Consider the following 7,509-nt stretch of genomic DNA (forward strand, 5'->3'; position numbering starts at 1 on the left):
CCGTGCCGCCGCGGTCCGGCCCCGCCGCTCGCACAGCGGGACCGGAACACCGGATGCTTCGTGAGCCGGCTGCTAGCGGGCGGTGCTGCCGGATCCGTCGGCGACGGTCCGGGCCTCGTCGGACGCGGACTTGAGGCCCCGGTCGAGCAGCGAGTCCAGGATGTCCCCGACCCTGACGGCGGTGTTGGACAGCAGGGACGACGTGATGCCGTGCGTGTGTTCCGTGCCGCCCTGCAGATAGATGCCGCAGCGCAGTCCGGGGTCGGTCGCGACGCGGTAGTCGCGCTCGACGCGGACGCGGCCCCCGTCGTCGCGGTGGCACAGATCCGCGACCTCGCCGAGCATGCCGACGGAGTCGGCGGGGCTGTAGCCGGTGGCGAAGACCACGACATCGGCGTCCAGGGGGGTCTCCTCGCCGGTGACGAGGGACGTGACGGTGGCGCGTACCCCGTCCGCCGTCTCCGTGACGTCGGTGAGCCGGGAGACGTTGAGGAAGCGCAGGCGCTCGGTGCCGAGGACCTTCTCCTGGTACATCAGCCGGTACAGGTCGTCGATGAGGTCGATGTCCACCACGGAGTAGTTGGTGTTGCCGTGGTAGTCCATCAGCCTGCGCTTGACGTTGTCGGGCGCGGCGAAGTACTCGTCGACGGCCTCGGGGTCGAAGATCCTGTTGGCGAAGGCGCTGTCGTCGGCGGGGCTGTATCCGTAGCGGGAGAAGACGGCGCAGATCTCGGCCCCGGGGAAGCGGCGGTGCAGGTAGGCAACGTTCTCGGCGGCGCTCTGCCCGGCCCCCACGACGATGAACCGGGAGGGCGATGCCCCTTCTAACCCGTCGACCTTCGCCAGGAGTTCGGAGTTGTGCCAGACGCGTTCGGTGCGCTTCACACCCTCCGGCATGAGGGGACGCAGGCCGGTGCCGATCACGAGGTTGCGGGCCCGGTGGAGTGCGAGCCCCTCCCCCGACCGGACCGTCACGTCCAGGTACTCCACGGCTCCGGCACGGACGACGGGCGTGACGCCGACGACCTCGTGGCCGTAGGACACCATGTCGTCGACCTTGGCCGCGGCCCACTCGAAGTAGTCGTGGAACTCCACCCGCAGCGGAAAGAGGTTCTTGTGGTTGATGAAGTCGATCAGCCGCCCCTTGCTCTTCAGATAGCAGAGGAAGCTGAACTCGCTGGCCGGGTTCCGGAGCGTCACCAGGTCCTTGAGGAAGGACACCTGCATGGTCGCGTCGTCGATCAGCATGCCTCGGTGCCAGCCGAAACGCGGCTGCTGCTCGAAGAAGTGAGCGGTAACCGCCTCTCGCCCGCCGACGCGTGCGTTGTGCTCGCTGAGCGCGATCGCCATGGCCACATTGGACGGCCCGAAGCCGATACCTATGAGGTCGTGGACCGGTGGTGCGTCACCAGGAAGAACCTGTGACATGTCACTCCCATCGTGCGGGGCAGCCGCTTGTCAGACCTGGGGCAATGTACGGAGAGGTGGGCGCGTCGACGAGACCCACCAAACTTAGGTGAGCCTAAGCTAATCTCGCAGAGCTGTCGATAGGGCGGAGCGGGCGAACGGGAGCACCGCGTCCGCCAACTGACGCCCTATATACACCCGTTGCCAACTTAGGCAAGCCTTGCTTTACTGGCGCACGGTCAGCCCCCTGCTCTGAGGAGGAACCCCATGCGGGTCGTCATGTTCGGTTACCAGACCTGGGGGCACCGGACCCTCCGAGCCCTGCTGGATTCCGAGCACGACGTGGTGCTGGCCGTGACGCACCCCAGGAGCGAGCACGCGTACGAGAAGATCTGGAGCGACTCGGTCGCCGACCTCGCCGAGGAGCACGGCGTCCCCGTGCTGATCCGCAACCGCCCCGACGACGACGAGCTGTTCGAGCGCCTCAAGGAGTCCGATCCTGACGTCATCGTGGCCAACAACTGGCGTACGTGGATCCCGCCGCGCATCTTCGGCCTCCCGCGCCACGGCACGCTGAACGTGCACGACTCGCTGCTGCCGAAGTACGCCGGCTTCTCCCCGCTGATCTGGGCGCTGATCAACGGGGAGACCGAAGTAGGCGTCACCGCGCACATGATGAACGACGAACTGGACGCCGGCGACATCGTGCGGCAGGACGCGGTACCGGTGGGTCCGGCGGACACGGTCACCGATCTGTTCCACAAGACGGTCGACCTCATCGCTCCGGTCACCATCGGCGCCCTCGGCCTGATCGCGTCCGGGAGGACCGAGTTCACCCGGCAGGACCGGTCGCAGGCGAGCTTCTTCCACAAGCGGTCCATCGAGGACAGCCGCATCGACTGGGCCTGGCCCGCCGAGGACCTGGAGCGCCTGGTCCGCGCCCAGTCCGAGCCGTACCCCAGCGCCTTCACGTTCCACAAGGGCAGGCGGCTCGAAGTCCTCGCCGCGTTCGTGTCCCGGGGCCGGTACGGGGGCACGCCCGGCCGCGTCTTCTACCGCGAGGGCGACGGTGTGGTGATCGTCGCCGGAGCCGATGCCCGCACCGGCCGCAACCACGGCCTGGCCATCACCCGTGTACGGACCGAGGGTGGCCAGGAGATGCCCGCGGCCGAGTACTTCACCTCCATGGGCGGCTATCTCACCGCCCGCCCCTGACGCACCGGCATCCGGGCTGACCGAGGCAGCGCCGGTCCCCAGGGCATCGCCGCGATGGCGAGGGCCATGGCGGCGTGCAGGAGGTGGTCGACGCGGTCGGGCCACGCGGTCGGGCCGAGCGGGCGCAGCGCGTGCGGCACCGCGCGAACGACGGCGCCCGCGAACCGTACGGTCAGCAGGGCGATACGGAGCCGACGGCGCTCATCGCGTGTCGTGTCCTCGCGTGTCGTGTCCTCGCGCGGAGCGCCCGCACTCCGGTGGCGTCACTCGGCAGGCCGCGGGGCGCGCAGGTGGGCGCGCTGCTCCAGCTCCTCCTCGGAGACGAGTTCGAGCATGGGCTTGCCCGGCGCGCACATCATCGTCACCACGAACCGGGTCCGCGCGTCCCTGAGCGCGTTGCCGTCCTGGTAGTGGATCACGTCGCCCCCCGGCTCCCAGAAGGTGCCACCGGCTTCCACCACCCGCTCGGGCTCGCCCTCCAGCTCGAACCGGACCGCGCCCTCGACCACATATCCGAAGGCGGGTCCGGAGTGGCGGTGCGGCGGGGTTCCCGGGTCGCCTGGCTCCCACTCGACCTGAATGGTCATCGCCGAGGCGCCTTCGGGAATCGTCAGCGGCTCCGCGGTCTGCAGCACCCTCGCCGCGGCCATCCAGCTCTCCGTCGCCGCCTGGTCGCCGGCTCCGTGCATGTGCGCTGCGTGGTTGTCCGACACTGTTGTGCACCTTCCGTGGGTCGCCATGTCATGGACGGGGGCAGTTCATGGACTCGCCGTAAGTCAGGTGCCCGATCGCGGTTCCCATGACCGTTCGCACCTGTTGACCGGCCACCGTGTGGATCTGTGACACGTACGACGCACCACGGGTCAGTTTGCCGGGCGGTGTCTCAAAAACGGCACAAACGCGCCGCCGCGGCGGCGGGCAACGGCACAGAGCCGTCGTTGCGGGGGCCACCGGTCTGACCGGTTCCAGGACCGTCGCCGGGCTCCGGGACCACGGTATCGAGGTCGCGCCCACGGCGCACTATTCGTTGGGCGGGGTCTGGGTCCGGCCGGAGGACCACAGCACCGATGTGCGTGGCCCGTACGCCATCGGGGAGGCATCGAGCAGCCTGCACGGCTCGGGGGCACCAGCCTCGTCGAGCTGCTCGTCTACGGCCGTATCACCGGGCAGGCGGCCGCCGCCTGCTCAAAGCCGCCGACCGCGCAGCCGCGTTCGGCGCCGACGGTGGCCGGGGCCCGCGCGGAGGTCGACGAACTGCTCGCCGCGGACGGGCCGCAGAACGGGCAAGCTCGCCGAGTAACTCCCGGCCCTCACTCCGCCGAGAGGCGTATTTCCTACGCGCGTTTCCGGCGAGTCATCCCGCTCACCCGTTCCTCTGCCGCACGGGCACCGTCATGCTGCCGTACGGAAAGCCGCCCGATCCCCGGATGGGATCTCCTGGATCCGCCCGGATCCGATGTCACAAATCCAGCAGATCCAACAGAAGAACCAGAAAATCACAAGAATCTCCGAGAGAGGATCTTCCAACATGAAGGTTGTCGTGATCGGCGGTACCGGACTCATCGGCTCGAAGCTGATCGCCAAGCTCAACGGGCACGGCCACGAGGCGGTGCCGGCCGCGCCCAGTACCGGCGTGAACACACTGACAGGTGAGGGCCTGGCCGAGGTCCTGAAGGGGGCGTCGGTCGTGGTCGACGTGTCGAACTCCCCCTCGTTCGAGGACGACGCCGTCATGGAGTTCTTCCGCACCTCGACCACCAACCTCCTCAAGGCCGAGGCGGACGCGGGCGTGACCCACCACGTCGCGCTCTCCGTGGTCGGCACCGAGCGGCTCCAGGAGAGCGGCTACTTCCGTGCCAAGCGGGCGCAGGAGGAGCTGATCAAGGCTTCCGGGATTCCGTACTCCCTCGTCCACGCCACGCAGTTCTTCGAGTTCGTGAAGAGCATCGCGGCCGCGGCGACCGAGGGCGACACCGTGCGTCTCGCCCCCGCCAAGATCCAGCCCATCCACTCCGACGACGTGGCCGCCGCAGTGGGCCGTACCGCTGTCGGCAACCCCGTCAACGGCGTGGTGGAAGTAGCCGGGCCGGACACCTTCCAGCTGGACGAACTCATTCGCAAGGGCCTTGCCGCCAAGAACGACCCGCGCACCGTCGTCACAGACCCGCACGCCCAGTACTTCGGTACCGAGCTGCAGGAGACCACACTGCTTCCCGGCCCCGACGCGCGCATCGCCGCGACGCGTTTCACCGACTGGCTCGCGCAGCAGTCCTGAGCTCTGTGGGGTGGCCGTCCTTCCCGGGCCACCCCACCTCGGCCACTCTCTCTTGCCCGCCGCCCCATCACATCGAGACGGCCTGGCCGGGGGCATCGGGCCGGTTGCGGCGCCGGGCCAGGGTGGGGGCGAGTGATCGGTGTCGTCGACCAGGACGCATACACCCTGGAACCGGGCAGCGCGTGGTTCAGGGCGTGCGACACGTCCAAGGCCGAGCTGGTCTGCACCATGACGAAGCCCTAGCGGACACGCACAGTGCGTGGCCCTCGACCCTTTGTGCCGGGGCGCGGCCACAACGTTCAGTGGATCTGCCGCCAGAGCTCGCCGGCCTCGTCCAGGCCAGGGTTCTCGGGGTCGTCCCACACCAGGCAGTCCCATACCAGACCAGGCACGTCGGAACCCATCAGGTCCGGGGGCCCCGCGGTCAGGGTGCGGTGGACAGTCTCCAGGTAGGCGGCGATCGACGGAAAGGCGGGTTCGTCGGCCGGCTCGTCCACGATCGACCACTCGCCGACACCGCGCGTGCTCGCGTAGTGGCCGTGCTCGGGCCCCGCCTCGTCCCGGGTCAGCCACGGCACTACCCGGGCGCCGCCCCAGCCGTCGCCGCCTCCGGACACAGGCAGTCTCAGCCCCAGCGCCTGCGCCGGAGGGAGGATCACCCCGCCGGGCAGAAACGCCCCCGAGCCGACCTCTCCCTCGTCATCGGCTTCGATGAGCTGGTGCTCCACACCTCCGCACAGTCGCCACAAGGTCGCCAGCTCTGATGGCAGCCCGAATCCGAGTTGCTGCCTCAGGGCCGTATCGGCATTCGCGATGTGCTCCTCCGGTGCCGACGGCAGGAGCGATGCGTAGGACATGGGCGCATGTGTGGCGAGCCATTCAGTCAGAGCCTGCCAGGCTCCTGTGGTTCGCTCGACTTCGTGCTCTCCGCTCATGAGCCGACCCTACGCAGTGAACTTCCCCGAGAGCAGGTGGGCGAGCGCGGAGTCCTCCAGGTCGGCGAAGTCCTGCTCGACCTCAAGGGCAAGGCCGTGAAGTTATGGGCTGATGGGTCCTGTCAACAGGATGTCGATGCTGATGGTGGCCTTGTAGGTGCGTCGGTCCACGCGCAGGCTCTTGTACGCGTATCGGGACAGTGGTCGCTTGACGGCGCGGGGACTGACGCGGAGTCGTCGTGCTGTCATCGGCTGGTTCAGGACGGCTCGTCCGAATGGTTCCGACGAGGTCGATGGTGGTGTCGGCGATCACGCCTGCGGCTTGGATGACCTGGCCGCGGGCGGTCTGGAGGGCGATGCTGAAGCCGGCCCGGTCGGGGTCCGTGCCGGGGAGGGTCGCGGTGGCGTCGGCGATGGCGATCCTGATCAGCCGGTAGGCGGTCAGCAGCGCGTAGACCTCCTGGGCGATACCGAACACGGTCCGGGCGCGCAGGACCCGGCGCCCGAGCATGAACTTCTTGATCGCAAAGAAGGCGGACTCCACTTCCCACCGCTCGTGATACAGCTTGACCGGCTCGAATGCCGGGTAGCGGCGGTGGTCGAGCAGGGAGCCTTTGCCCAGGTGGGTCCGGGTGGCGGGATTGTCGGGGACGTCGAGGCAGGTGCCGTCGACGGCGACGCCCAGCAGGCCCGCCCAGCAGGCCCCGGTGGTGCGGATCGCGCTCGCCGGGCCGCGCAGCAGGCCGAACAGGGCCCGCACGGGGCGAACCCCAAGCCGGGCGCGGGCATGCCACAGTGCCGTGGCGGTGACCTTCGGGACCGGCAGACAGTGCAGTGCGGAGGTCAGTCCGGCGCACACGGCCGGGTAGCCGCACTCCTCGACCAGAGCGGCGGCCAGGAGGAGGTAGACGACCACCCGGGCCGGAAGTTTCCGCAACCGCTGCTCGACGGCCCCGCACTCGGCCAGGGCGGCGTCGACCATCTCGAACGGAACGATCTGCGTCAACTCACCCAAGTGCCCCGGAGCGAAAAGACCCTCGGCAACCGCGATCTCGCGGCTGATGACACACTGACCCGACAGCGGAGCCTCCGGTGTTGTGAACGGCTTGTCCTGGCGGACCAGCCAGTTCTACCGGGGCTCCGCTTCACACGTCCGGCACTCCCCCAGATCAGCCCCCACTCGCAGCCACGGTCTACCCGAGCCTCGAAGACGCCGCCCGTGCCACCGGCTACGACGGGGCCTTCACCGGCATGTACCGCATCCGGCCTCGCCCCGAGTAGAGCCCAGAGGAGACCGAAGCTCGTGCCACCGGGAGTGCCCTGCGTTTGAGATGGATACACGGAGTCAGGTGTGTCCCTGTGGGGATCAGGTCCCTGAGTCACGGGGGTGTCGGTACGGTCCACCCCCACGCAGGCGCGGGGGTGGACCGCTGTCGCTCACCATGGACGAGCGCAACAGCCGATTGAGATTTGCGCTCCCGCCATCATGGGGCCGCTCATGGTCGGCATGATGTCCGTTCTGGCCAAGGTCCAGTGGCAGGGTCCCGGCATGAAGTCGCTCTGGGGTGAGTCGTCCGGTCTGGGGGGTGTGGTCCGGGTTGCGGGCATACGGAACGGGCACGATCCCGGTGATCATGTGAGTGTCTACGTCCCATGATCACGCTGGAAGACCGTGCC

General features: G+C 68.7%; 6 protein-coding genes and 1 pseudogene. 3 read left to right on the forward strand and 4 right to left on the reverse strand.

The features are described 5' to 3' along the window. Nucleotides 1-72: 72 nt before the first annotated feature. Nucleotides 73-1,428: a lysine N(6)-hydroxylase/L-ornithine N(5)-oxygenase family protein gene (locus ACFYT4_RS34035; protein ID WP_389278072.1), complete on the reverse strand. Its 1,356-nt coding sequence runs from the start codon at nucleotides 1,426-1,428 to the stop codon at nucleotides 73-75. Between the two features lie 246 nt (nucleotides 1,429-1,674). On the opposite strand from ACFYT4_RS34035, the gene ACFYT4_RS34040 reads away from it, so the two are divergent. Further along, entirely contained in the window at nucleotides 1,675-2,622 is a 948-nt protein-coding gene (locus ACFYT4_RS34040; RefSeq protein ID WP_389278074.1) for a methionyl-tRNA formyltransferase, read from the forward strand. 263 nt (nucleotides 2,623-2,885) lie between these two features. Here ACFYT4_RS34040 and ACFYT4_RS34045 read toward each other — a convergent pair whose 3' ends face one another. Continuing rightward, nucleotides 2,886-3,335, reverse strand: coding sequence for a cupin domain-containing protein (locus tag ACFYT4_RS34045; protein ID WP_389278077.1), 450 nt, complete (start codon nucleotides 3,333-3,335; stop codon nucleotides 2,886-2,888). Between the two features lie 284 nt (nucleotides 3,336-3,619). On the opposite strand from ACFYT4_RS34045, the pseudogene ACFYT4_RS34050 reads away from it, so the two are divergent. Both ACFYT4_RS34050 and ACFYT4_RS34055 read left to right on the forward strand, forming a co-directional pair. Further along, nucleotides 3,620-3,912 (forward strand): annotated as a pseudogene (locus ACFYT4_RS34050) (succinate dehydrogenase); the annotation flags it as partial. A 238-nt stretch (nucleotides 3,913-4,150) separates the two neighbouring features. After that, nucleotides 4,151-4,897: an SDR family oxidoreductase gene (locus ACFYT4_RS34055; protein WP_389278080.1), complete on the forward strand. Its 747-nt coding sequence runs from the start codon at nucleotides 4,151-4,153 to the stop codon at nucleotides 4,895-4,897. Between the two features lie 299 nt (nucleotides 4,898-5,196). On the opposite strand, the gene ACFYT4_RS34060 is transcribed toward ACFYT4_RS34055, so the two are convergent. Continuing rightward, nucleotides 5,197-5,754 carry a hypothetical protein gene (locus tag ACFYT4_RS34060; protein WP_389278083.1) on the reverse strand — a complete coding sequence of 186 codons (558 nt, stop codon included), beginning with the start codon at nucleotides 5,752-5,754 and terminating at the stop codon, nucleotides 5,197-5,199. Between the two features lie 160 nt (nucleotides 5,755-5,914). Beyond that, nucleotides 5,915-6,838: a transposase domain-containing protein gene (locus ACFYT4_RS34065; protein ID WP_389278085.1), complete on the reverse strand. Its 924-nt coding sequence runs from the start codon at nucleotides 6,836-6,838 to the stop codon at nucleotides 5,915-5,917. Nucleotides 6,839-7,509 lie beyond the last annotated feature (671 nt).

Source organism: Streptomyces sp. NPDC004609, from assembly GCF_042873655.1.
Classification (GTDB): Bacteria; Actinomycetota; Actinomycetes; order Streptomycetales; family Streptomycetaceae; genus Streptomyces.